The sequence below is a fragment of the Serratia sp. CY33802 genome (assembly GCF_052169095.1).
Classification (GTDB): Bacteria; Pseudomonadota; Gammaproteobacteria; order Enterobacterales; family Enterobacteriaceae; genus Serratia; species Serratia bockelmannii.
This window is the reverse complement of record NZ_JBJNLL010000006.1, coordinates 202545-223306: the sequence shown is the minus strand read 5'-3', so window position 1 is coordinate 223306 and position 20762 is coordinate 202545. Positions and strand designations below refer to the sequence as shown.

Sequence of the window (20762 nt, the reverse complement as noted above, 5' to 3'; positions counted from 1 at the left end):
AAATCCTGCTCGTCGGGCTTTACCCTGGAGTTTACTCCAGGGTTTACAGTGAGGTTCAGCGTCAATGCACAGAGGAGAGGCGGGATGAGCTTACTGAAACGGTTGTTGGGGCAAGGCGGTATTAACGGCGGTCATCTGCGTGCGAGCCACGGCGGTGGGCATCATGGCAACCGCTATAACCAGCATGGCGAGCCGGGGCCGCAGTGTCCGGAATGCCGGGCCGTGAATAAATCGGGCGCCCGTTATTGCCACCGCTGCGGTCAGCCGTTTGCCGCGGCGAGCGCCACCTGCGGACAGTGCGCCGCGCCGCTGCCGCCGGGGAGCCGCTTTTGTCCGCAGTGCGGCGGCGGTGTGCCGTGAACCGGGGCGGTTGGACACTCGCGCTGCTGCTGGGCGCCATGGTGCTGTGGACGCTGCTAGCCTGGGGCGTCGCCGGGGTGCTGGCCTGGCTCCCGTCGTTGGCGGAGGCGGCCGGGAACGCATCGTTGCCGGTGAACGGTGCGCTGAGCCTGGTGCCGCAGACGGTGCTGGATGCCTGGCTGCCGTGGCTGAAACAGCTGGGCAGCGGGCTGGCGAGCTATTTTCCTCTGCTGCTGACCTGGGCGGGCTACGCCGTCTGGCTGCTATGGGGCCTCGGCATGCTGGCGCTGGTGCTGCTGGGCGCGCTGGCGCACCGTTATTTGAGCACGGCTCAGCGATAGCCCTGATAGACTGCCGCGACGCGTTCGAAATAGTCGGTTAAATAATTGATGCACACCTGCACCTTCAGCGGCAGTTTGTCCTTCTCGGTATAGAGCGCGTAGATCGGCCGCGGATCCGAATGGTAGCTTTTGAACAGGATCTCAATTTCGCCGCGTTTGATCTCTTCGATCACCCACATCAGCGGAGCGTAGGCGATGCCGGCGCCGTTTTTCAGCCAACGGATCATGGTGGAAGAGTCGTTGGTGACGAAGCGCCCCTGCGGGGAAATGCGCGTGGTGATGCCTTCCGGCGACATCAGTTCGAATTCGCTGTCGGGCCGCACGCTGTACTCCAGCCAGGAGAAGTTGACCATGTCGCTCGGCTTCTGCGGCGTGCCATGCTGGCTCAGGTAGCTTTTGGCGGCGCACACCACCATCGGCATCTGCCCCAGGCGGCGGGAGAACAGGCTGGAGTCCTGCAGCGCGCCGGTGCGGATCACCAGATCCAGCCCGTCGGTGATCAGGTCCGGTGCCGGAATGCCGGTCACCAGGTTGACCGTCAGACCCGGATACTCTTTCATCATCTCGGCGGTCATGTTCGCCAGCACGTTTTGCGCCATGGTGGATGAGCTGCCGATACGCAGCGTACCGGCGGGCGTATTGTTAAACGCATACAGTTGCTCATGCACTTCGCTGACTTCCTGCAGCATGCGTCGGCAGCCCTGATAGTAGATTTTGCCGGCCTCGGTCAGGCCGATGCTGCGCGTGCTGCGGTTCAACAGCTTGACCTGCAGCTCATTTTCCAGTTTCGAGACGGTTTGGCTGATCGATGAAACGCTCATGCCGAGTTGGCGCGCGGCCGCGGTAAACGACCCGAACTCAACCACTTTGGCGAATACCGACATCCGTTTTAATCTTTCCATTATTCACTCTGGCTTAAAAGTGATTTAGATCACAGATTGTTGATGCCTTGATAGTAAGCAGGCTAATATAACGTGGTCGGGTGAATAGACCTTACCAACGTGCGAGAGCGATCGGCGACGTAATCCTGCCGCTCCTCCGGCACCCTCGCAATCCCTGTCGTGGACGTCTGCCCCAAAGTTTAACCTTTTTTCGGGTTCGTGACCTGGACAAGCTGTCTGGTCAAGATTTGTGGCGCGCGCACGCTAAAATGTAAAGAGAATGTGAATGGCGAGATGTGTCTTTCCCCGGCGCAGTGAACAATAAGGAAAAAGTGATGAGTTTGCTTCCGGTTATGGTCATCTTCGGACTGTCGTTTCCGCCGGTGTTTTTCGAGCTGCTGGTGTCGCTGGCGCTGTTTTTTCTCTTGCGCCGCCTGCTGCAGCCGACGGGGATTTACGATTTTGTCTGGCATCCGGCGCTGTTTAACACCGCGCTGTATTGCTGCTTGTTTTATCTGATTTCGTGTCTTTTTGTTTGAGGTCGCTGTGAAAAATTTTTCGATAAAAATAACCCGAATCGCGATCACTTTGATTCTTGTGCTGCTGGGCATTGCCGCGGTATTCAAGGCCTGGGTGTTCTACACCGAGTCGCCGTGGACGCGTGATGCCAAGTTCACCGCCGACGTGGTGGCGATCGCGCCGGACGTCAGCGGCCTGCTGACCGACGTGCCGGTGGTGGACAACCAGCTGGTGAAGAAAGGTCAGGTGCTGTTCGTGGTCGATCGGCCGCGTTATGAGCAGGCCTTGGCGGAAGCCGGCGCCGACGTCGCCTACTATCAGACGTTGGCGGCGGAGAAACGGCGTGAGGCCGGCCGCCGCGTGAAGTTGGGCGTGCAGGCGATGTCGCAGGAAGAGATTGACCAGTCGAACAACTCGCTGCAGACCGTGCAGCACCAGCTGGCGAAGGCCATTGCGGCGCGCGAGCTGGCGCAGCTGGATCTGGAGCGCACCACGGTGCGCGCCCCGGCCGATGGCTGGATCACCAACCTCAACGTACACGCCGGTGAATACATCACCCGTGGGTCGGTGGCGGTGGCGCTGGTGAAGAAAGATTCCTTCTACATCCTGGCGTACCTGGAAGAGACCAAGCTGAACGGCCTGAATAAGGGCGATCGCGCGGAGATCACTCCGCTCGGCAGTAACCGCATCATGCACGGCACCGTCGACAGCGTGGCGGCGGCGGTGAACAACAGCAGCAGCACGGTGAACAACAAAGGGTTGGCCTCGATCGACAGCAACCTGGAGTGGGTACGCCTGGCGCAGCGCGTGCCGGTGAAAATCCTGCTGGACGCCAAGGATCAACAGCATCCGTACCCGGCCGGCACCACTGCCACCGTGGTGATCGTTGGCAAAAACGATCGCAATGCCGACAGCGGCTCACCTTTTGTGCGCCTGATGCACCGGCTGCGTGAGTTCGGCTAATGAGCAGCCCAACCTTTATCCGGCTGAGATTCGCCTTCAAACTCAGCTTCGCGATTGTGTTTGCGCTGTTCGTCGGCTTCCATCTCAATCTGGAAACCCCGCGCTGGTCGGCGATGACCGCCGCCATCGTCGCCGCCGGCCCGGCCTTTGCCGCCGGCGGTGAACCCTTCTCCGGCGCCATCCGCCACCGCGGCTGGCTGCGTATCATCGGCACCTTTATCGGCTGCTTCGTCGGCCTGATCATTATCATCACCACCGCCCGCGCGCCGGTGGTGATGCTGCTGCTGTGCTGCATCTGGGCCGGTTTCTGCACCTGGCTTTCTTCACTCATCAAGGTGGAGAACTCCTATGCCTGGGGGCTGGCCGGATATACCGCGCTGATCATCATCGTGACGGTCGCTACCAGCGAGTCTCATCTGCTGGAAGCGCCGCAGTTCGCCATCGAGCGTTGCAGCGAGATCGTGCTGGGGATCGTCAGCGCCGTGTTGGCGGATCTGCTGTTCTCGCCGCGTTCGATCAAACAGGACATCGATCGGGCGGTGGATCAGCTGCTGGTGGCTCAATACCGCCTGATGCAGATGTGCATCAGCAACGCCGACAAAGAAGACATCGATCGCGCCTGGAGCAATCTGGTCAAGAGCACCACGGCCCTGGACGGCATGCGCAACAACCTGATGATGGAGTCCTCGCGCTGGCAGAAGGTCAATCGACGGGTGAAGGCGCTGCATACACTGTCGCTGACGCTGATCACCCAGGCCTGCGAAACCTATCTGATCTTGTTGAATCACCCGGAGGCACTGAAAGACAGCCTGCGGGAGCAACTGATGGTCCCGGCGGAAACCCCGCAGGAGATCCACAAGCGCATGAAGCTGTTGCGCCAGGTGCTGACCACGCATCGTTCCGAGGAAACGCTGCCGACCATCACCGGCTGGGTCGGCGCGGCGACGCGCTACCTGTTGCTGTCGAAAGGCGTGCACGCCAACTGCAGCATCAGCGCGGTGGAAGAAGGGGTGCTGAGCAACGAAACCGTGGTCAAACCGACCTCGGCGGAAGGGCATCACGCGATGATCAACGGCTTGCGTACCTTTGTGGCGACGGCCTTCGGCAGCCTGCTGTGGCTGTGGACCGGCTGGACGTCCGGCAGCGGTTTTATGGTGATCATCGCGGTGATCACCTCGCTGGCGATGCGCACCCCGGCGCCGCGCATGGTGGCGATGGATTTCGTGCTGGGCATGCTGGCGGCGATCCCGGTCGGTTCCCTGTTCTTCATGGTGATCCTGCCGGCGACCCAGCAGAGCATTTTGCTGCTGTGTCTCAGCCTCGGCCTGCTGGCGTTTTTCATCGGCATCGAGGTTCAGAAGCGGCGGCTCGGTTCGCTGGGGCTGCTGGCGGGGACCATCAACATTCTGGTGCTGAGCAACCCGATGGAGTTCAACGTGACCCAGTTTCTCGATGGGGCGCTGGGCCAGTTCCTCGGCAGCTGCGTTGGGCTGATGGTGCTGCTGCTGATCCGCGATAATTCGCGCGAACGCACCGGCCGCACGTTGCTCAACCAGTTCGTCAGCAGCGCGGTGTCGGCGCTGACTACCAAGGCGGCGCGCCGTCGGCAAAACCACCTGCCTGCGCTGTATCAGCAGCTTAACCAGCTGCTGATGATGTTCCCGAACGACATCGCCAAGTATCGTCTGGCGCTGAACCTGATCATCGCTCACCAGCGCATGCAACGGGCGGAAATTCCGGTCAGCGAAGAGCTGTCGGCCTTCCACCGTCAGATCCGCAGCACCGCCGATCGGGTGGTCTCCGCCAAAAACGACGTCAAGCGCGCCTATTACTACGATCGCTTGCTGGGTGAAATGAACGAGTACCAGCAGAAGCTGGTGGACAATCAGGCGCCGCTCAGCGTCACCGGGCCGGTGAAACGCCTGGCCGATATGCTGCATCGCTATCGTCATGCCTTGATCGATTGATGCGTTCCCTCCTGCTGCGCCGCGTTGTGCGGCGTCTTCCCTGACTATACTGAAAGCAGTGCCCGATCTGGCGGGCCGTCTCATAAGAGGCGGCCCGTTTTCAGAGAGACTCCGAGTGCCAGAACGGCTGGAAAGTGGCATCATTGTCATGAATGGATGAAACGCTTACCGCCGCGAAAACGTGACGTGCCGGTCATCTTAGTTTCATCCAGGTCGACTATATACCTAACTAGCCTGGGGGAGCTGCGGCGCCTTCGGCGGCATAATTTCAGGGAATGTCATGAACAAGCGGATTCTGTTGGCGATTGTCATCGCCGTGGTCATCGCCGTCTTCAGCGCGCTGCGCGGCAACGAGCACCGTGCGATCGACGGCAATCCGGCGAGGGTGCCGGCATCGGCGGGCCAGCAGCAGAGCATCGACCGGCTCACGCAGCAGCAAACGGTGGTGAGCTACCTGCAGCAGCATCAGCGGCTGCCGGACTATTACGTCACCAAGAAGCAGGCGCGCGAGCAGGGCTGGGATCCGCGTTCAGGCAACCTCTGTGCAGTATTGCCGGGCAAGGCGATTGGCGGCGATCGATTCTCTAACCGTGAAGGGCAACTGCCGAGCGCCGGCGGCCGGGTCTGGCGCGAAGCGGACATCAATTACCAGTGTGGCCGGCGCGGCGCCGATCGCCTGTTGTATTCGAGCGACGGTCTGATCTTCGTTACGCGCGACCATTACAAAAACTTCATTCGTGTGGAGTGAGTTTGATGGCAAAAGTAGAGTTTGATTTTGAGCAGATCCAGGACGTGCCAACCTTCTACCGCGATTTCGCGCACAAGTTTGCGCTGGACGAGGGGTTTGGCGCCAACCTCGACGCGCTGTGGGACGTGGTGACCGGCGATATCGGTCTGCCGGTGGAAATCGAGTTCACCCACCTCAATGCCCGCAGCAAGCGTCGTTTCGGCGCAATCATTCTGCTGTTTGAAGAAGCGGAAGAAGAGCTGGAAGGCAGCCTGCGCTTCAATATCCGCGAAAGCAGCGGCGAACCGGCGCATCACCGGGGATGAAACGGGTTCATCCCGGGACGGCGGCGGCGCTTAGTCAGCCGCTTCGGCCAGCTCGCGCAGGTATTGGAAGATCTGGCGGTAAGCCTTAGGCGGCTTGTTGGCGGCCTTCTCTTTCTGCGCGTTGCGCACCAGTGAACGCAGCTGTTGACGATCGGCTGCTGGATACAGATCCAGGATCGACGGAATGACGTCATCGCCTTCTTCCACCAGGCGGTCGCGCAGCGCTTCCAGCTTATGGAACAGCGAAACCTGCTGGTTGTGGCGGTTTTTCAGCTTGTCGAGCGCGGTCTGAATCGGCTCGATATCGCGGGCGCGCAGCATCTTGCCGATCAGCTGCAGCTGACGGCGACGGCCTTCTTTCTTGATCTTCTGCGCCAGCTCGATGGCGGCGCGCAAATCTTCGTCCAACGGAATGCGATCCAGCGCGTTTTTGCCCAGATCGACCATTTCGGCCCCCAGGTCTTTCAGCGCTTCGGCATCACGTTTAATTTCACTTTTACTGACCCAGATAATCTCGTCATCGTCCTCGTTTTCATTCTCCGGGACATCGTCGAGCCAGTCTTCAGGCTGTTTGTTCATGGTAGGCTCCGTTAAAAAGAGGCTAATCCTAACAGGTTGCCGGCTTTATGCGAAATTCAACGCGGTTCCTGTTAGACTCAACGGCAGAGATCTCAGGATTTTTGCGCGCCGCCCCGCGTGCACAACTACGCCGCTCCGGCACTTTTCTCAACGATTTTCTGATTAATTATGGCAGATTGATGAAAGTAGTCACTCAAGTTGCAGAACAGCGCAAGGCGCTGGAACAGGCCGTTTCTCAGGCGCTGGAGCTGGCCCGCGCCGGTTCCGACGCGGCGGAAGTGGCGGTCACCAAATCGACCGGCATCAGCGTCAGCACCCGCTTCGGCGAGGTGGAAAACGTCGAGTTCAACAGCGATGGCGCGCTGGGCATCACCGTGTATCACCGCCAACGCAAAGGCAGCGCCTCTTCCACCGATCTCAGTCCGGACGCCATCGCCCGCACCGTACAGGCGGCGCTGGACATCGCGCGCTACACCTCTGAAGATCCCTGCGCCGGCCCGGCGGAGAAAGATCTGCTGGCGTTCGAGGCGCCGGATCTCGATCTGTTCCACCCGACCGAGCTGGACGCCGAGCGCGGCATCGAGCTGGCGGCGCGCGCCGAGCAGGCTTCGCTGGCGGCGGACAAACGCATTACCAATACCGAAGGCGGCAGCTTCAACAGCCACTACGGCATCAAGGTGTTCGGCAACAGCCACGGCATGCTGCAAAGCTACTGTTCCAGCCGCCACTCGCTGTCCAGCTGCGTCATTGCGGAGCAGGACGGCGATATGGAGCGGGATTACGCTTACACCATCGGCCGTGCGATGGGCGATCTGCACAGCCCCGAGTGGGTGGGGCAGGAGTGCGCCCGCCGCACGCTGGCACGTCTTGCGCCGCGCAAACTGTCGACCATGAAGGCGCCGGTGCTGTTCGCCTCCGAAGTGGCCACCGGGCTTTTCGGCCATCTGGTGGGCGCCATCAGTGGCAGCAGCGTCTACCGTAAATCCACTTTCCTGCTGGACTCGCTCGGCAAACAGATCCTGCCGGAATGGTTGACCGTCGAGGAGCATCCGCACCTGCTGAAAGGGCTGGCGTCAACGCCGTTCGACAGCGAGGGCGTGCGCACCCAGCGGCGCGATATCATCAAGGACGGCGTGCTGCAGACCTGGTTGATGACCAGCTACTCGGCGCGCAAGCTGGGCCTGCACAGCACCGGCCATGCCGGCGGCATCCATAATTGGCGCATTGCCGGGCAGGGCGCGGACTTCGCCGGCATGTTGAAACAGCTTGGCACCGGCCTGGTGGTCACCGAGTTGATGGGCCAGGGCGTCAGCGGCGTCACCGGCGATTACTCGCGCGGCGCCGCCGGTTTCTGGGTGGAAAATGGCGAGATCCAGTACCCGGTCAGCGAGATCACCATTGCCGGCAACCTGAAAGACATGCTGCGCAACATCGTCAGCGTCGGCAGCGATATTGAAACCCGCAGCAATATCCAGTGCGGTTCGGTGCTGCTGCCGGAAATGAAGATCGCCGGTCAGTGATCCTCTGCGCGGCCGGCGCCCGCCGGTCGCGCGTTATCCCGTCTCAACCTTGCTTACAAATCTCCGGTTTCGGTTTTGCCCGGCCTTGCCTATGGTAACGGTGGGTTAATTAAAACAATAACTGGAAGGTGAGCAAACATGCAGAATACCCTGAAAGCGCTGGCGGCGTTGACGCTGCTGGCAGCCAGTTCGCTGGCGGTCGCTGCCGATCTGGGCGACGATATGGACACCCTGGCGGAAAACTATAAAACGGTGCTGAATACCGATTCCGCCGCTACCCTCACACAGAGCCTGCAAAACATGCGCGCCGCCGCGCAGGATGCCAAACAGGGCACTCCGCCGAAGCTGGAAGACAAAGCCGCCGACAGCCCGGAGATGAAAGATTTCCGCAGCGGGTTGGATACCCTGATCGGCCAGATCGATCAGGCGCTGGCCCTGGCCAATCAGGGCAAAGTCGCCGAAGCGAAGCAGCTGGCGCAGGGCTTCAAGCAAACCCGCGACGCCAACCACAAGAAATTCCGCTAATCCGTCAACCGTCGCGCCCGTCTTCCGTCAAATAGGAGGAGGGCGCCTGCCCGAGCACGCGGCGAAACATGGTTGAAAACGCCGCGCTGCTGTCATATCCCATTTCCATCGCCACCTGCGTTACGCTGCGCCCTTCGGCCAGCAGCGCCAACGCCAGTACCACGCAGGCGCGCTGGCGCCATTGCGAAAACGGCAGGCCGGTCTGCGCGCGAAAGAAGCGGCTGAAGGTGCGAATGCTCATGTACAGACGAGGCGCCCACCGCTGCGCGGAGTCGTGGGCGTCGGGGTGCTGCAAAAAGGCGCGGCACAGCTCGCCTAACCGAGGATCGGCGGGTAGCGGGATGTGCAACGGCAAGGGCTGCAGCCTGGCCAGCTCATGCAGCAGCAGTGTTGCCAGCGCTCCGTCGCGCCCCTCTTGTTCATACTCCAGCGGCATATCCACCGCCGCCATCAACAGCTGGCGCATCAGCGGAGTGACGCTGACCACCTGGCATACCTGCGGCCGTTCGGCGGGCAACGCGCCGGGTTCGAGGTACAGGCTGCGGGTGGTGACGCCGACCATCCTCACCGCGTGCGGCATCTGCGGCGGCAGCCATACCGCGTGCTGCGGCGGGACGACCCAATTGCCTTGCTGCGTGAAAACGTGCATGACGCCGGTGGCGCCGTACAGCAACTGCGCGCGCCGGTGGCTGTGCATCGGCAGCAGGTGTCCCGGCGGATAATCGGTGCCGATGGCGATCACCGCGCGCGTTACGTGGTCGATGTCATCAATGCGGACGTTGCGCATGTGTTTCCTTTGGCGGGCAGATTGGCCGAAACGCAATGATAGTTGGCCTTTCATATAAAGCAAGCCAGCGGCCGCCGCCCTACTATCGGGGCAGAAAAATAATGCTTGTTCGCGGTGCCGTTATTTTATCGGCCATAAAGCCCGTGCAAGTTTTCACACCGGGGTGGGACGAAGGTTTTCGTTCTCGCAATACAAGAAGTTAATAAGGAATAAAGCGTCATTTTATTCCAACACCTGAAGCAATAGTTCTTAGCGCAGTTCAATGACTATAAGGTGATATTTCATGTATAAGTTCGGTGTGGTTGGCGGCGGAGCCGCCGGGATCGCTTTTGCGTATAACTTTATAAAAAATAAGTCGGTTAATCATTGCAAAAGGCCGCTTTCCCTGACGGTGTTCGACAAGCAGGGCTTCAAGGGCGGAATGGCATACAGCAGCGATTTTGACAGCCATATATTAAATATGACGCCGGAAAATATGTCGGCGGATATTTTCGACGACACGCACTTCGTTGATTGGATCGCCATGCATTTCCCGCAGTTTTGCCAGGATCGTTATCCGCCGCGCTGGCTGTATCGGGAATATCTCGATTTTATTCGCGACATGACGATTTATATGGCGGCGGACAGTAACGTCGCGCTGAATTTCGTGACCGCCGAAGTAAATGCCATCGCGCCGCTCGAAGCCGGCTACCGGCTGACCACCACCTGTGGCAGCGCCGAACAGATGAATGCGCTGGTGCTGTGTTCGGGGCACAACCCGCCGGAATGTCTCTATCCGGTGGATGGCGTGATCGCTTATCAGGCCCACCAGGATCTGCCGCCGATCAACCCTTATTCGAGCATCGGCGTGATCGGCTGCAGCCTGACGGCGATTGACGCCATCGTTGAGCTGATGGAGCGCCTGGGGGCGACCGACATCTGTGCCCTGTCGCGCTCGGGCCTGTTCCCCAGCGTGCAGCCGGCGCTGATGCGTCCGCCGCCGGAAGCGTTTGTTGAGGCGCTGCGGCGCTTTGTCGCCGGCCGCGATTTTATTGACGCGCATCAGCTGGTACATGCGATCAATGCCGCGCTGGCGCGCCACTATCCGGGGCCGGAGCGGTTGACGGTGCTCTCGGCGCTGGGGGAAAGGCGCGATTGCTATCGCGATCTGGCAGACAGTCTCGATCGCGCGCGTTTTGCCCGGGAGCATATCTGCAGCTATCTGGCGGCGATCCACCCGGCGGTGTGCGCCGCCTGGGTCAAGATGGATGCCAACAACCGGCAGGTCTTCATGCGCTTTTACAACTCCTCCTGGATGCGCAATCGACATGCCATGCCGCTAAAGAACGCCAGCAAGATCGTGGCGGCGCTTGAGAGCCAACGCTTGCGTGCCTGCGGCGGCCTGGTGGATATCAGTAAGGGGACGGACGGGTTTATCCTTCGTTGCCATGAGACGCGGGTGCATGCGCAGTATCTGTTCAACTGCACCACGCCTTCTTATCAACTGCCGCCCAACCGCCTGAGCCATCAGCTGCTGCAAGACGGGCTGGTGCAAGAGAACCTGTTCGGCGGCGTGAAGTGCAACCCGCACACGCTGAAAATCGCCGACCGACGCGGCCGTGAGCAGCATCTCTACTCGCTCGGCGCGCCCGCCAAGGGCGATCTGTTTTACACCTCGGCGATGGAATCCATCACGCGGGATATCAGCAAGATCGTGTTCAACAACCCTATTTTCAATGCAAAGAAGGCTGAAGTATGAAAAACGTAGCGCTCTTTGTCGGCAACGACATTTTCTCCTGGCTGGTGTGTCAGGATCTGATCGCCGCCCTGAGGGACGAGTGTACTTTTACGGTGTATTTTCCCCTGGCGAAAAGCGCCGGGCGCACGCAGGAGCCGGCGGTTCGCCGCCTGGGGCTGTATGAGCGCGAGGTGCTGAATGATTTCGTGTTCCCGTTCGTTGGCCGTAACGCCGCCGCCTGTGAGGGCGCCTATCAGCCGCCGGCTCTGTTCCTGGCCGCCGCCGGGGTCAAAGCGCATCGCGTTCTCGACATCAATGACGCCGCGTTTATCAGCAGCCTGGGCCATATGGACGGGGTGATCTCTTTACGCTGTTATCAGAAATTTTCCGCCGACTATGTGCGCGCCTTCAGCCGGCGCGGCAAGCTGCTGTGGAACCTGCATCCGGGAGATTTGCCACGCTATCGCGGGGTGATGACGCTGTTCCGCGCGATGATGAACGGTGACAGGGACTGTGCGGTAACGCTGCATGAAATGGATGAGCACTGGGACGCCGGCCCGGTGATCGCCCGTCTGCCCGCCGAGCTGCGCCACGATCTGTCGTTCCTGGAAAACATGATGTTGCTGGGCGTACAAAGCGGCACCTTTTTGGCGCGCCAGCTGATGCGGGCGGAGCACAGCGAAGCGATAACGGCGGAAAAGCAGGGCGATTCGTGCTACTGGGGTTTCCCGGATGCGCAGACGCTGGCGCAGGCGGAACAGGCGGGCATTGAGCTGGTGGACCATGACGCCGTGCGTGAGCAGTATCTGGGGCTGTTCGTCGGCGATCGCTTCCACCCGCTGGCGGGGCAGTTCTGCGCCGGGTTCGACGACTTCGTGCGGGCGCACGGCCATGATTGAAACGTTGATTGTACTGGGGGCCGGTTTTCTGACCGGCATCACCACCATTCTGTTCGGCTTCGGCGGCGGCTTTGTAGTGGTGCCTTTCGTCTATCACTTGATCTCTGTGTCGGGCGAGCAGCCCGGCCAGGCGATGCATATCGCGGTGGCAACCTCGACGGCGGTGATGATCCTCAACGCGAGTTACGCGACGCTGGCCAACTGGCGCAGCGGCAACCTGCTGCGCGAAACCATCGTGCCGCTGATCTTTTTCATCGGCATCGGCGCTGCGCTGGGCGCGTTCGCCTCCTCACTGCTGGCGGACGGCGTGATCCGCGGGCTGTTTGTGGTCTATATGGCGGTGACCATCGCCGACTGTCTGTTCCGCCGGGGTTTTCTGGTCAAACCGGCGCGCGCCGACCTGTCCCCCGCCACGTTGTGGGGCGGCGGCCCGCTGATAGGCGGTATCGCCACGCTGCTGGGGGTGGGCGGCAGCGTTATGACGGTGCCACTGCTGCGCCGCCACGGCTACGACATGAAATATTGCGTCAGCGCCGCCAATCCATTGTCGATCCCGGTGGCGGTGATCGGGGCGCTGATGTATATCGTGTTGGGGTGGCACGAGATGAGCGGGCCGCAGTATCTGGGCTACGTCAATCTGAACATTCTGGGGTTGTTGGTGGTGGCGGGGATTGCGGGGATCGTGTTTGCCAGGCGCTGTTTGCCGAAGGTGAGCGATGCGCTGCATGCCAAAATCTACGTGCTGCTGCTGATCGCCGTGCTGATCGCTATCTGCCTCTGAGGCAGAAAGGGCGGCCGGATGCCGCCCTGAAAACCGCTTAACGGTGGTATTCGCCCGCCGCTTCCGGCTGGTACAACAACTCCAGCACTTCAATCCGCGCTTCTTCACCGTTCGGCAATTGCCAGGAGATCTGCTTGCCGACGTGCATGCCAAGCAGCGCTGCGCCCAGCGGCGCCATCACCGACAGCTGATCGTGGCTGTCTTTCAGCGATGCCGGGTAAACCAGCGTGCGCACGTGCTCTTCATCGGTGTGCAGATCGCGAAAACGCACGCGGCTGTTCATGGTCACCACGTTGGCCGGCATTTTCTCCGGCGGCAGGATTTCCGCGCGATCCAATTCGTCGTTGAGCGCGGCGGCGACGTCGGTATTGGCAAAGGCCGGTTGTTCCAATAGCGCATCCAGGCGTTCCGCATCCAGCTCATTAATAGTAATGATGGGTTTGGTCATTCCACTCTCCAGTCAAATCAAAGGGCGCCAGTCTGTGCGCCCATAAATTCGGAAAAACAACACAAAGCAACACCCCCGCGCCAGAGGAGCGGGGGTGTGGGTAATGTCGATTTGTCCTAGTGATAGTAGGCGGTTGGGGCAAGAAAAGAAAGAGATCCCGATCACGAAGGCTTTTATCGTCAATCGAGGCAAAAAAAACCGTTAGCCGGGTTATGTAATTGTTATCTCATTCACTTTTTCGCCGCAGCGCCGTTTTGCGAAATGGATCTCCGCGCGTCATTCGATTTCCACTTCGAACTGGAAAAAACCGGTCTACACAGAAAATCCTACCGGGAGTAGGGTAAAGACATCACAGAAAGCGGGTTATTCAGGTGATGCGCTTTACGGCTTACTGATTAATGTGGGATCTAGGGGTACTGAAAAGTGAATGATGGATCTGCTTCGATAAAAGAAATTGAACAATCCGATGTCAGCGAGGCCGGGGCGATCACCGCTCGGGTGTTGGCGGATATTACCGCGATGCTGAATGCTGAAAATATTTATACCAATGCGGTGCAGCAACAGATGCTGGAATCGCATATTCGTGCCATGGTGCTGCGTTCAATAACCGGCGAGCCGTTGCCGGAGGTAGATAAATCATTGTTCGACGAAATCTCCGCCGAATCCATGCAAATGGCGGAGCGCGTGGTGGATCAGTTTGACACATTGCCTATCGAAGAAGCCTATTTATTGTCAGTGCACTTCGAAGTGGCGAAAGATAATAACGCATAGCGGTTAATGCATCGATTTAAATCAGGAGAATATAACATGGGTCAAATTACCGTAGTGATCGGCGATCGTTTGGGCAAAGGGCAAAAAGTCGGCCAGGGTGTTGAAAACGCAGGCGGAAAAGCGGTGGTTATCCCCGGCGTGGCGGCGGACATGAAGCTGGGCGACGTCATGAAAGCGGAAAACGCGCAGCTGGGCATCTCTTTTTGCGGTAGCGGTGGCGCCGGCGCAATTACCGCGCAAACCAAATACGGCTACAAAGCCAAATACGGCATGCGTTCGGTGGAAGAGGGCGTGACGGCAATTAATGAAGGCTGCAACGTGCTGGGTTTCGGCTTTATGGATAAAGAAGAGCTGGGCCAGAAATTGGTGGAAGCCTACGTCAAAAAACATGGCAACCCATAATGAAAGAGCAATATACCACATCGGTAAAGGTGGAGGGTAAAGGCGACAGCAAAGCGAAAGCTTTTGCTTCCGCCTTGGCTAATGTGCAGGGCGCGGTATTAAAGTCCACCAACAATATTCTGCTGCGCATCGAGCCGCAGGACGTCAGCGTAGTGAAAGCGGAAGAGAAAATAACTAAAGAGAAATTTCTTTTCTTCTTTTTGCCGCGTGAAAGAAAGAGCTATGCCGTTTCTCTGGAAATAACCGTGAACGTAACCATTATCAATACCGAGAAGGTTGTCTTCGTCACGAAATAAAAACGTTAGCATAAATGAAAGGGTATACTGATGTTTTTAATCATCTTATTTAAATCGATAATTATCGGTGGGCTGGTGGGAGTCGGCGTAGGGGCCGGCGCCGCACGCATGTTCCACGCACCGACAACACAGGGCATGGGGGCGTTTCGCACCCTGGGCGAGCTGAACTCCTGCGAGGGCGATCCGGCTTCCCACTTCTCATTCGGTCTGGGCTTCTTCTTCAACGCCTGGGCGTCTTCCGTAGCGGCGGGTTCCTTCACGCAGGACGTCGATCACCGCATCATCCCGCACTGGGGCGCGGCGGCCCTGATGGTCAAGAACCGCAATCTGGCGCAAACGCTGCACGATCCGAAAAAAATGGCCATCGCCTGCGGCATCATCGGCATGCTGGTGGTGGCCTTCCTCAATACCACCGCTTCCGCCGTGCCTGCCGCGCTGCAGGTCACCGCGATCAAGGTGCTGGTGCCGGCGGCCAACCTGCTGGTGAATACCGTGATGCCGGTGATCTTCTGGCTGGCGGCGATCGACGCCGGGCGCCGTTCCGGCTTCTGGGGCACCATCTTCGGCGGCCTGGCGCAGCTGATCATGGGCAACGCCGTACCGGGCCTGGTGCTGGGCATTCTGATCGGCAAAGGCGTGGAAGAGAGCGGCTGGAACAAGATCACCAAGATCATGATGGCGGTGATCGTGCTGCTGTTCGTGCTGAGCGGCTTCTTCCGCGGCTTCGACATGAAAGTTCTCGAGTCCTTCAGCCTCGGCGTGCCGGGCTGGCTGGACGCCATTCACAATACCCTGAGCGGTAAATAAGGAGCGGGATGATGGAAGAACAAACCCAAAAAGGCTTCTGGTACGCCGACTGGTCATTCCCGATTTTTGTTGGCCTGCTGTCCTCCGGCGTGTTCGCCGGGACGCACATGTACTACCTGTACGGCATCGGCGCCTTTAACGAAGTGGCGTTCGTTTCCATGCTGCGGGCGGGGATGGATACCGGCGTGTATGGCGCGGTGGCGGCGTTCGGCGCCAGCTTCCTGTTCGCGCGCATCATCGAAGGCTCGCTGGTGGGCATCCTGGACATCGGCGGCGCGATCCAGACCGGCGTCGGGCTGGGCGTACCGGCGCTGCTTTTGGGGGCCGGCATCGTGTTCCCGGTCGCCAACTTCGCCGCTTCGCTGGCTACCGGCCTGATCATCGGCCTGGCGATCGGTTATGTGATCATTCTGGCGCGAAAATTCACCATCAATCAAAGCAACTCCACCTACGGGGCGGACGTGATGATGGGGGCGGGCAACTCCTCGGGCCGCTTCCTCGGGCCGTTGATCATCCTGTCGGCAATGACCGCCTCGATCCCGATCGGCATCGGTTCGCTGCTCGGCGCGCTGCTGTTCTATATCTGGGGTAAACCGATCACCGGCGGAGCGATCCTCGGCGCGATGATCCTGGGGGCGATCTTCCCGGTAGCCATTTCTTAAGAGGCCTGCGCCAGGCGCCGCCCGATGCTGCGGCGGCGCCCGGGCTAACAGGAGCAATGCGGTATGTATGACTTAGTAATCAGAGGCGCCAGACTGGCGGACGATACGCTGATCGATCTGGCGGTGAAAGACGGCAAAATAGCCTCGGTGGGGCGGCTGGCGGCGGACATCAGCGCCGTTCGCCAGCTGGATTTGGCGGGCAACTGCCGCCTGAGCGCCGGTTGGATCGATGCGCACGTGCACTGCTATCCCGAATCGCCGATTTATCATGACGAGCCGGATCGGGTCGGCGTCGCCAGCGGCGTCACCAGCGTGGTCGATGCCGGCAGCACCGGCGCCGACGATATCGACGCCTTTTATCAGCTGACGCGCAGCGCCAAAACCAACGTTTTCGCCTTCCTCAATATCTCGCGCATCGGCCTGCTGCGGCAGAACGAGCTGGCGGAGTTGACGGACATCGACAAGCGCGAGGCCGGCCAGGCCATCGCCAACCATCCCGGTTTCATCATCGGTATCAAGGCGCGCATGAGCAGCAGCGTGGTGGGCAAGAACGGCACCCGCCCGCTGGTGTTGGCTAAAGAGATCCAGCAGGAAAACCGCCAGCTGCCGCTGATGGTGCATATCGGCAATAACCCGCCGGATCTGGACGAGATTGCCGATCTGTTGACCCGTGGCGACATCATCACCCACTGCTACAACGGCAAACCGAACCGCATTCTGACGCCGGCGGGCACGCTGCGCGAGTCTATCCAGCGCGCGCTGCGGCGCGGCGTATTGCTCGACGTGGGGCACGGCACCGCCAGCTTCAGCTTCGAGGTGGCGCGTCAGGCGATCACGCTGGGTATTTTGCCGCACACCATCAGCTCCGATATTTACTGCCGCAACCGCATGAACGGACCGGTGCACAGCCTGGCGACGGTGATGTCCAAATTCTTCAGCGTCGGCCTGACGCTGCCGCAGGTGATCGCCTGCGTGACGGAGAACGCCGCGTCGGCGCTGCAGCTGAGCGGCAAAGGGCGACTGGAGCCGGGCTATGACGCCGATTTCACGCTGTTTGAACTGCGCCGCGAACCGCAGGTCTTCGCCGACGCCGAAGGGCAAACCGCCGAGGGCGAACGGCTGCTGGTACCGCTGGCCGCGGTGGTGGCCGGGGAAATCCTATTAACCGAACAAGGGGAGGCAAGCCATGTCTTCGATTTATGAAAAATACGGTTTGAAGCAGGTGATCAACACCTCCGGCCGCATGACCATTCTCGGCGTTTCTACGCCGCGCCAGGACGTGATCGACGCCGTTGATTACGGCCTGAACCACTATTTCGAAATCAAGGATCTGGTCAACAAGACCGGCGCCTATATCGCCGATCTGCTCAACGTGGAGGATGCGGTGATCGTCTCCTGCGCCTCGGCGGGCATCGCCCAGTCGGTGGCGGCGGTGATCGTTAAAGATAACGCCAATCTGCTGGTGAACCTGCATTCGGCGCCGGTGACCGTGCCGCGCGAGATCGTGCTGCCGCGCGGTCACAACGTCAACTTCGGCGCGCCGGTGGACACCATGGTGGCGCTGGGCGGCGGCAAGGTGGTGGAGGCGGGGTACGCCAACGAATGTTCGCCGGAGCAGATTGAAGCCTGCATCACGCCGCAGACTGCGGCGATCCTGTACGTCAAATCGCACCACTGCGTGCAGAAAAGCATTTTGTCCGTCGAACAGGCGGCGGTGGTGGCGCGCAAGCATAACCTGCCGCTGATCGTCGACGCCGCGGCGGAAGAAGATCTGATGTGTTACTACCAGATGGGGGCCGATCTGGTGATCTACAGCGGCGCCAAAGCCATCGAGGGGCCGACCAGCGGTCTGGTTGTCGGCAAGAAACAGTACGTCGAGTGGGTGAAGTTGCAATCCGGCGGCATCGGCCGGGCGATGAAGGTCGGTAAAGAGGGCATCCTCGGCCTGACGCAGGCGATTGAAAGCTATCTGACGCTTGAGAAAACCACCGGGCAACAGATGGTGGAGCGGATGACGCCATTCCTCAACAGCCTCAACACCCTGACCGGCGTCAGCGCCAAGACCGTCTGGGACAGTGCCGGCCGCGATATTGCCCGCGCCGAGATCGCCTTTGACGAAGCGGTGCTGGGGCGTTCGACCTATGACATCGTCCAGGCGTTGAAAACCGGCGATATCGCCATCTACTTCCGCGGCTATAAGGCCAACGAGGGCAAGATTGAGGTCGACGTGCGCAGCGTCGACGAGCAACAGCTGATGACCGTCTTTAGCTGTATCAAAAACCTGTTTACGGAGAAACAAGCATGAAGCTGCAGCCTAACTACTATCGCGACCGCGTCTGCCTGAACGTGCTCGCCGGCTCCAAAGCCAACGCGCAGGACATCTACGCCGCGGCGGAAGGCCATGTGCTGGTGGGCGTGCTCTCCAAGAACTACCCGGACGTCGACAGCGCGGTGACCGACATGCTGCGCTATGCGCGCCTGATCGAAAACGCGCTGTCGGTCGGCCTGGGCGCCGGCGATCCGAAGCAGTCGGCGATGGTCAGCCTGATCGCTCAGCAGGTGCAGCCGCAGCACGTTAACCAGGTGTTTACCGGCGTCGGCGCTAGCCGCGCGCTGCTGGGCCAGAACGACAGCGTGGTCAACGGCCTGGTGTCGCCGACCGGCCGCGTCGGTTGGGTGAAGATCTCTACCGGCCCATTGAGCGCCGCGGCGCCGGACGGCATCGTGCCGGTGGAAACCGCCATCGCCTTGCTGAAGGACATGGGCGGCAGCTCCATCAAGTATTTCCCGATGGGCGGCCTGAAGTGCAAGGACGAATACCAGTACGTCGCCAAGGCCTGCGCCGAGCATGACTTCATGCTGGAGCCGACCGGCGGCATCGATCTGGAGAACTTTGAGCCGATCGTCGAGATCGCGCTGGCGGCCGGCGTGAAACGCGTGATCCCGCATATCTACAGCTCGATCATCGACGCCGCCAGCGGCGACACGCGTCCGCAGGACGTGAAAACCTTGCTGGCGATGACCAAAAAGCTGGTGGGCTGAACGCACAATGGGATGAGGTAAACGCTGGGAGGCGAAGGTTTTCCCGTGGCGCGGCATGCCGCGCCGTTACCTATAGCCTATAGCTTTCAAGTTGCAGCTAGGCGGCAAGCGCAGGAGCCCCAGGAGCTTACTTAAGTAAGTGACTGGGGTGAGTGTGGGCAGCCAACAACGCTGCGGCTTGAAAGATGACGGGTATATACTGAGGACTACTATGCGAAACTGGCAGGCTCCAACCCGACGCACCGCGTTGTTCCTGGCGCTGCTGGCCGTGACCGGCCCGGCGCTGCATGCTGAGGATGCAATGAACTCCACGTCATCTCATTTTGCCTATATCGGCACCTACAATCCCAACGGCGAAGGCGTTTACCGGGTGCGGGTCGATCCGGCCAGCGGCGCGCTGAGCCAGGTTACGCTGGTCAGCAACGTGCCGAATCCGGCGCAGCTGACGTTGGGCGCTGATGGCAAGACGCTGTATGTCGCCAGCGAAGTGGCCGATTTCAACGGCGGTAAGCACGGCGGCATCACCGCCTACCGGATCAATCCGGCCGACGGCGGCCTGACGCAGCTCGACCAGGTGGATTCGCAGGGAGCAGGGCCGGTGTATCTTACCTCGACGCCGGACGGCCGCCATCTGCTGGTGGCGAACTACGTCAGCGGCAGCGTGGCGGCTTTCCCGATCGAAGCGGACGGCAGCCTGGGCGCCGCCAGCTCGGTGCAGCAGCAACAGGGCCCGGCGGGCGCGGCCAAACCGGCGGCGGCGGTGAACGGCAGCTTCGCCATCAGCGATCACAACGGCCCGCATGCCCATATGATCGCCAGCGATCCAAGCGGCAAGTTTGTGTTCTCTACCGATCTGGGATTGGATCGCATCTACCAATGGCGCTTTGACGCCGCGAGCGGCCGGCTGACGCCGAACGATCCACCGTGGATCGCTGCCTCGTCCGCCGGCGCCGGCCCGCGTCACTTTGTGTTTCATCCGGACGGCGACACCGTGCTGCTGGTGAACGAAGAGGCTTCGACGTTGACCAGCTACCGTTTTGATCGTCAAAAAGGTACTCTGAAACAACTGCATGCAGTTTCCGCGCTGCCCGCCGACTATCAGGGTACCAGCTTCGCTTCGGGGCTGGCGCTCAGCAAGAACGGCGACACGTTGTACGTCGCCAACCGGCTGCATAACAGCATTGCCCAGTTCAGCGTGGGCGCCGGCGGCGAGTTGAAACCGGTGGCGGAAACCTGGACCCGCGGCGATTACCCGCGTTCGCTGGCGCTGAGCTTGGATGGCCGCTATCTGTATGCGTTGAACCAGCGCAGCGATAACGTCACTCGCTTCAGCGTCAACCCGACGGACGGCAAGCTCAGCTTTGTGGGCGGCTATCTGCCGATCGGCAGCCCCTCGCAAATGGCGTTTCTGCCGCCGGCGAAGTAACCCGTGGCCCGCCCGG

General features: G+C 60.3%; 25 protein-coding genes. 21 read left to right on the top strand and 4 right to left on the bottom strand.

Annotated features, from left to right (window positions below; all coding sequences use genetic code 11):
• The first annotated feature begins 84 nt into the window (after positions 1-84).
• Entirely contained in the window at positions 85-360 is a 276-nt protein-coding gene (locus ACJ8HA_RS18645) for a zinc ribbon domain-containing protein (RefSeq protein WP_025304396.1), read from the top strand.
• On the top strand, positions 357-701 hold the full coding sequence (locus ACJ8HA_RS18640) for a hypothetical protein (RefSeq protein ID WP_043141909.1): 345 nt from the start codon (positions 357-359) through the stop codon (positions 699-701). Before ACJ8HA_RS18645 ends, ACJ8HA_RS18640 begins: the two co-directional genes overlap by 4 nt.
• On the opposite strand, the gene aaeR is transcribed toward ACJ8HA_RS18640, so the two are convergent.
• A complete protein-coding gene (aaeR, locus tag ACJ8HA_RS18635; RefSeq protein WP_025304394.1) occupies positions 692-1603 on the bottom strand; it encodes an HTH-type transcriptional activator AaeR in 912 nt (303 codons plus the stop codon). The two genes, ACJ8HA_RS18640 and aaeR, sit on opposite strands and share 10 nt — an antisense overlap.
• Positions 1604-1917: 314 nt before the next feature.
• Between aaeR and aaeX the strand changes: the two genes are divergently transcribed.
• The 5 genes from aaeX (at position 1918) to ACJ8HA_RS18610 (ending at position 6084) form a co-directional block, all read left to right on the top strand.
• Positions 1918-2121 (top strand): p-hydroxybenzoic acid efflux pump operon protein AaeX, encoded by a 204-nt coding sequence (gene aaeX, locus ACJ8HA_RS18630; RefSeq protein ID WP_004936952.1) that lies wholly within the window; start codon positions 1918-1920, stop codon positions 2119-2121.
• Positions 2122-2128: 7 nt separating this feature from the next.
• Positions 2129-3064: a p-hydroxybenzoic acid efflux pump subunit AaeA gene (gene aaeA / locus ACJ8HA_RS18625; protein ID WP_033644462.1), complete on the top strand. Its 936-nt coding sequence runs from the start codon at positions 2129-2131 to the stop codon at positions 3062-3064.
• On the top strand, positions 3064-5031 hold the full coding sequence (gene aaeB / locus ACJ8HA_RS18620; protein WP_323711933.1) for a p-hydroxybenzoic acid efflux pump subunit AaeB: 1968 nt from the start codon (positions 3064-3066) through the stop codon (positions 5029-5031). The genes aaeA and aaeB overlap by 1 nt, the downstream gene beginning before the upstream one ends.
• Before the next feature lie 280 nt (positions 5032-5311).
• Positions 5312-5779: a ribonuclease gene (locus ACJ8HA_RS18615; RefSeq protein ID WP_043141934.1), complete on the top strand. Its 468-nt coding sequence runs from the start codon at positions 5312-5314 to the stop codon at positions 5777-5779.
• A gap of 5 nt (positions 5780-5784) precedes the next feature.
• Positions 5785-6084, top strand: a complete 300-nt coding sequence (locus ACJ8HA_RS18610) for a barstar family protein (protein WP_004936963.1) — start codon at positions 5785-5787, stop codon at positions 6082-6084.
• Positions 6085-6114: 30 nt separating this feature from the next.
• On the opposite strand, the gene yjgA is transcribed toward ACJ8HA_RS18610, so the two are convergent.
• On the bottom strand, positions 6115-6663 hold the full coding sequence (gene yjgA, locus ACJ8HA_RS18605; protein WP_004936968.1) for a ribosome biogenesis factor YjgA: 549 nt from the start codon (positions 6661-6663) through the stop codon (positions 6115-6117).
• Positions 6664-6842: 179 nt separating this feature from the next.
• Between yjgA and pmbA the strand changes: the two genes are divergently transcribed.
• A complete protein-coding gene (pmbA, locus tag ACJ8HA_RS18600) occupies positions 6843-8183 on the top strand; it encodes a metalloprotease PmbA (RefSeq protein WP_025304390.1) in 1341 nt (446 codons plus the stop codon).
• 138 nt (positions 8184-8321) lie between these two features.
• Entirely contained in the window at positions 8322-8708 is a 387-nt protein-coding gene (cybC, locus tag ACJ8HA_RS18595) for a cytochrome b562 (RefSeq protein WP_016930224.1), read from the top strand.
• A gap of 4 nt (positions 8709-8712) precedes the next feature.
• On the opposite strand, the gene ACJ8HA_RS18590 is transcribed toward cybC, so the two are convergent.
• The gene (locus ACJ8HA_RS18590; RefSeq protein ID WP_025304388.1) at positions 8713-9495 is read right to left on the bottom strand and encodes an AraC family transcriptional regulator; all 783 of its coding nucleotides are present in this window, start codon (positions 9493-9495) and stop codon (positions 8713-8715) included.
• Positions 9496-9778: 283 nt separating this feature from the next.
• Here ACJ8HA_RS18590 and ACJ8HA_RS18585 point away from each other — a divergent pair, with 283 nt between their 5' ends.
• From ACJ8HA_RS18585 to ACJ8HA_RS18575, 3 genes are read left to right on the top strand one after another with little or no spacing between them, the layout of a single operon-like run.
• Positions 9779-11233: an FAD/NAD(P)-binding protein gene (locus tag ACJ8HA_RS18585; protein WP_049208308.1), complete on the top strand. Its 1455-nt coding sequence runs from the start codon at positions 9779-9781 to the stop codon at positions 11231-11233.
• Positions 11230-12111, top strand: a complete 882-nt coding sequence (locus ACJ8HA_RS18580; RefSeq protein WP_049204362.1) for a formyltransferase family protein — start codon at positions 11230-11232, stop codon at positions 12109-12111. The genes ACJ8HA_RS18585 and ACJ8HA_RS18580 overlap by 4 nt, the downstream gene beginning before the upstream one ends.
• A complete protein-coding gene (locus ACJ8HA_RS18575; RefSeq protein WP_049204363.1) occupies positions 12104-12892 on the top strand; it encodes a sulfite exporter TauE/SafE family protein in 789 nt (262 codons plus the stop codon). The genes ACJ8HA_RS18580 and ACJ8HA_RS18575 overlap by 8 nt, the downstream gene beginning before the upstream one ends.
• A 37-nt stretch (positions 12893-12929) precedes the next feature.
• Here the strand turns inward: ACJ8HA_RS18575 and rnk are convergent, their stop codons facing one another.
• Positions 12930-13340, bottom strand: coding sequence for a nucleoside diphosphate kinase regulator (rnk, locus tag ACJ8HA_RS18570; protein ID WP_004936993.1), 411 nt, complete (start codon positions 13338-13340; stop codon positions 12930-12932).
• 444 nt (positions 13341-13784) lie between these two features.
• On the opposite strand from rnk, the gene ACJ8HA_RS18565 reads away from it, so the two are divergent.
• The 9 genes from ACJ8HA_RS18565 (at position 13785) to ACJ8HA_RS18525 (ending at position 20746) form a co-directional block, all read left to right on the top strand.
• Positions 13785-14111 carry a glycine dehydrogenase gene (locus tag ACJ8HA_RS18565; RefSeq protein WP_089180543.1) on the top strand — a complete coding sequence of 109 codons (327 nt, stop codon included), beginning with the start codon at positions 13785-13787 and terminating at the stop codon, positions 14109-14111.
• Between the two features lie 36 nt (positions 14112-14147).
• The gene (locus ACJ8HA_RS18560) at positions 14148-14513 is read left to right on the top strand and encodes a glycine-rich SFCGS family protein (protein ID WP_004937000.1); all 366 of its coding nucleotides are present in this window, start codon (positions 14148-14150) and stop codon (positions 14511-14513) included.
• Complete coding sequence (locus ACJ8HA_RS18555; RefSeq protein ID WP_004937003.1) at positions 14513-14809, top strand: DUF4312 family protein; 297 nt, start codon at positions 14513-14515, stop codon at positions 14807-14809. The genes ACJ8HA_RS18560 and ACJ8HA_RS18555 overlap by 1 nt, the downstream gene beginning before the upstream one ends.
• A 30-nt stretch (positions 14810-14839) precedes the next feature.
• The gene (locus ACJ8HA_RS18550; RefSeq protein ID WP_004937006.1) at positions 14840-15616 is read left to right on the top strand and encodes a DUF4311 domain-containing protein; all 777 of its coding nucleotides are present in this window, start codon (positions 14840-14842) and stop codon (positions 15614-15616) included.
• Between the two features lie 11 nt (positions 15617-15627).
• Positions 15628-16278, top strand: coding sequence for a DUF4310 family protein (locus tag ACJ8HA_RS18545; RefSeq protein WP_004937013.1), 651 nt, complete (start codon positions 15628-15630; stop codon positions 16276-16278).
• Positions 16279-16341: 63 nt separating this feature from the next.
• Positions 16342-17481 carry an amidohydrolase/deacetylase family metallohydrolase gene (locus ACJ8HA_RS18540; RefSeq protein ID WP_099816649.1) on the top strand — a complete coding sequence of 380 codons (1140 nt, stop codon included), beginning with the start codon at positions 16342-16344 and terminating at the stop codon, positions 17479-17481.
• Positions 17465-18583, top strand: a complete 1119-nt coding sequence (locus ACJ8HA_RS18535; RefSeq protein ID WP_043141950.1) for a DgaE family pyridoxal phosphate-dependent ammonia lyase — start codon at positions 17465-17467, stop codon at positions 18581-18583. Before ACJ8HA_RS18540 ends, ACJ8HA_RS18535 begins: the two co-directional genes overlap by 17 nt.
• Positions 18580-19320, top strand: a complete 741-nt coding sequence (dagF, locus tag ACJ8HA_RS18530) for a 2-dehydro-3-deoxy-phosphogluconate aldolase (protein WP_025304381.1) — start codon at positions 18580-18582, stop codon at positions 19318-19320. The genes ACJ8HA_RS18535 and dagF overlap by 4 nt, the downstream gene beginning before the upstream one ends.
• 211 nt (positions 19321-19531) lie before the next feature.
• A complete protein-coding gene (locus tag ACJ8HA_RS18525) occupies positions 19532-20746 on the top strand; it encodes a lactonase family protein (protein WP_197813186.1) in 1215 nt (404 codons plus the stop codon).
• The last annotated feature ends 16 nt before the right edge of the window (positions 20747-20762 follow it).

Bases quoted from the DNA above. Each gene is read 5' to 3' on its own strand.
- ACJ8HA_RS18645 (WP_025304396.1), top strand. From the start codon at position 85: ATGAGCTTACTGAAACGGTTGTTGGGGCAAGGCGGTATTAACGGCGGT.
- aaeR (WP_025304394.1), bottom strand. From the start codon at position 1,603: ATGGAAAGATTAAAACGGATGTCGGTATTCGCCAAAGTGGTTGAGTTC.
- aaeX (WP_004936952.1), top strand. From the start codon at position 1,918: ATGAGTTTGCTTCCGGTTATGGTCATCTTCGGACTGTCGTTTCCGCCG.
- aaeB (WP_323711933.1), top strand. From the start codon at position 3,064: ATGAGCAGCCCAACCTTTATCCGGCTGAGATTCGCCTTCAAACTCAGC.
- ACJ8HA_RS18615 (WP_043141934.1), top strand. From the start codon at position 5,312: ATGAACAAGCGGATTCTGTTGGCGATTGTCATCGCCGTGGTCATCGCC.
- ACJ8HA_RS18610 (WP_004936963.1), top strand. From the start codon at position 5,785: ATGGCAAAAGTAGAGTTTGATTTTGAGCAGATCCAGGACGTGCCAACC.
- yjgA (WP_004936968.1), bottom strand. From the start codon at position 6,663: ATGAACAAACAGCCTGAAGACTGGCTCGACGATGTCCCGGAGAATGAA.
- pmbA (WP_025304390.1), top strand. From the start codon at position 6,843: ATGAAAGTAGTCACTCAAGTTGCAGAACAGCGCAAGGCGCTGGAACAG.
- cybC (WP_016930224.1), top strand. From the start codon at position 8,322: ATGCAGAATACCCTGAAAGCGCTGGCGGCGTTGACGCTGCTGGCAGCC.
- ACJ8HA_RS18590 (WP_025304388.1), bottom strand. From the start codon at position 9,495: ATGCGCAACGTCCGCATTGATGACATCGACCACGTAACGCGCGCGGTG.
- ACJ8HA_RS18585 (WP_049208308.1), top strand. From the start codon at position 9,779: ATGTATAAGTTCGGTGTGGTTGGCGGCGGAGCCGCCGGGATCGCTTTT.
- ACJ8HA_RS18580 (WP_049204362.1), top strand. From the start codon at position 11,230: ATGAAAAACGTAGCGCTCTTTGTCGGCAACGACATTTTCTCCTGGCTG.
- ACJ8HA_RS18575 (WP_049204363.1), top strand. From the start codon at position 12,104: ATGATTGAAACGTTGATTGTACTGGGGGCCGGTTTTCTGACCGGCATC.
- rnk (WP_004936993.1), bottom strand. From the start codon at position 13,340: ATGACCAAACCCATCATTACTATTAATGAGCTGGATGCGGAACGCCTG.
- ACJ8HA_RS18560 (WP_004937000.1), top strand. From the start codon at position 14,148: ATGGGTCAAATTACCGTAGTGATCGGCGATCGTTTGGGCAAAGGGCAA.
- ACJ8HA_RS18555 (WP_004937003.1), top strand. From the start codon at position 14,513: ATGAAAGAGCAATATACCACATCGGTAAAGGTGGAGGGTAAAGGCGAC.
- ACJ8HA_RS18550 (WP_004937006.1), top strand. From the start codon at position 14,840: ATGTTTTTAATCATCTTATTTAAATCGATAATTATCGGTGGGCTGGTG.
- ACJ8HA_RS18545 (WP_004937013.1), top strand. From the start codon at position 15,628: ATGGAAGAACAAACCCAAAAAGGCTTCTGGTACGCCGACTGGTCATTC.
- ACJ8HA_RS18540 (WP_099816649.1), top strand. From the start codon at position 16,342: ATGTATGACTTAGTAATCAGAGGCGCCAGACTGGCGGACGATACGCTG.
- ACJ8HA_RS18535 (WP_043141950.1), top strand. From the start codon at position 17,465: ATGTCTTCGATTTATGAAAAATACGGTTTGAAGCAGGTGATCAACACC.
- dagF (WP_025304381.1), top strand. From the start codon at position 18,580: ATGAAGCTGCAGCCTAACTACTATCGCGACCGCGTCTGCCTGAACGTG.
- ACJ8HA_RS18525 (WP_197813186.1), top strand. From the start codon at position 19,532: ATGCGAAACTGGCAGGCTCCAACCCGACGCACCGCGTTGTTCCTGGCG.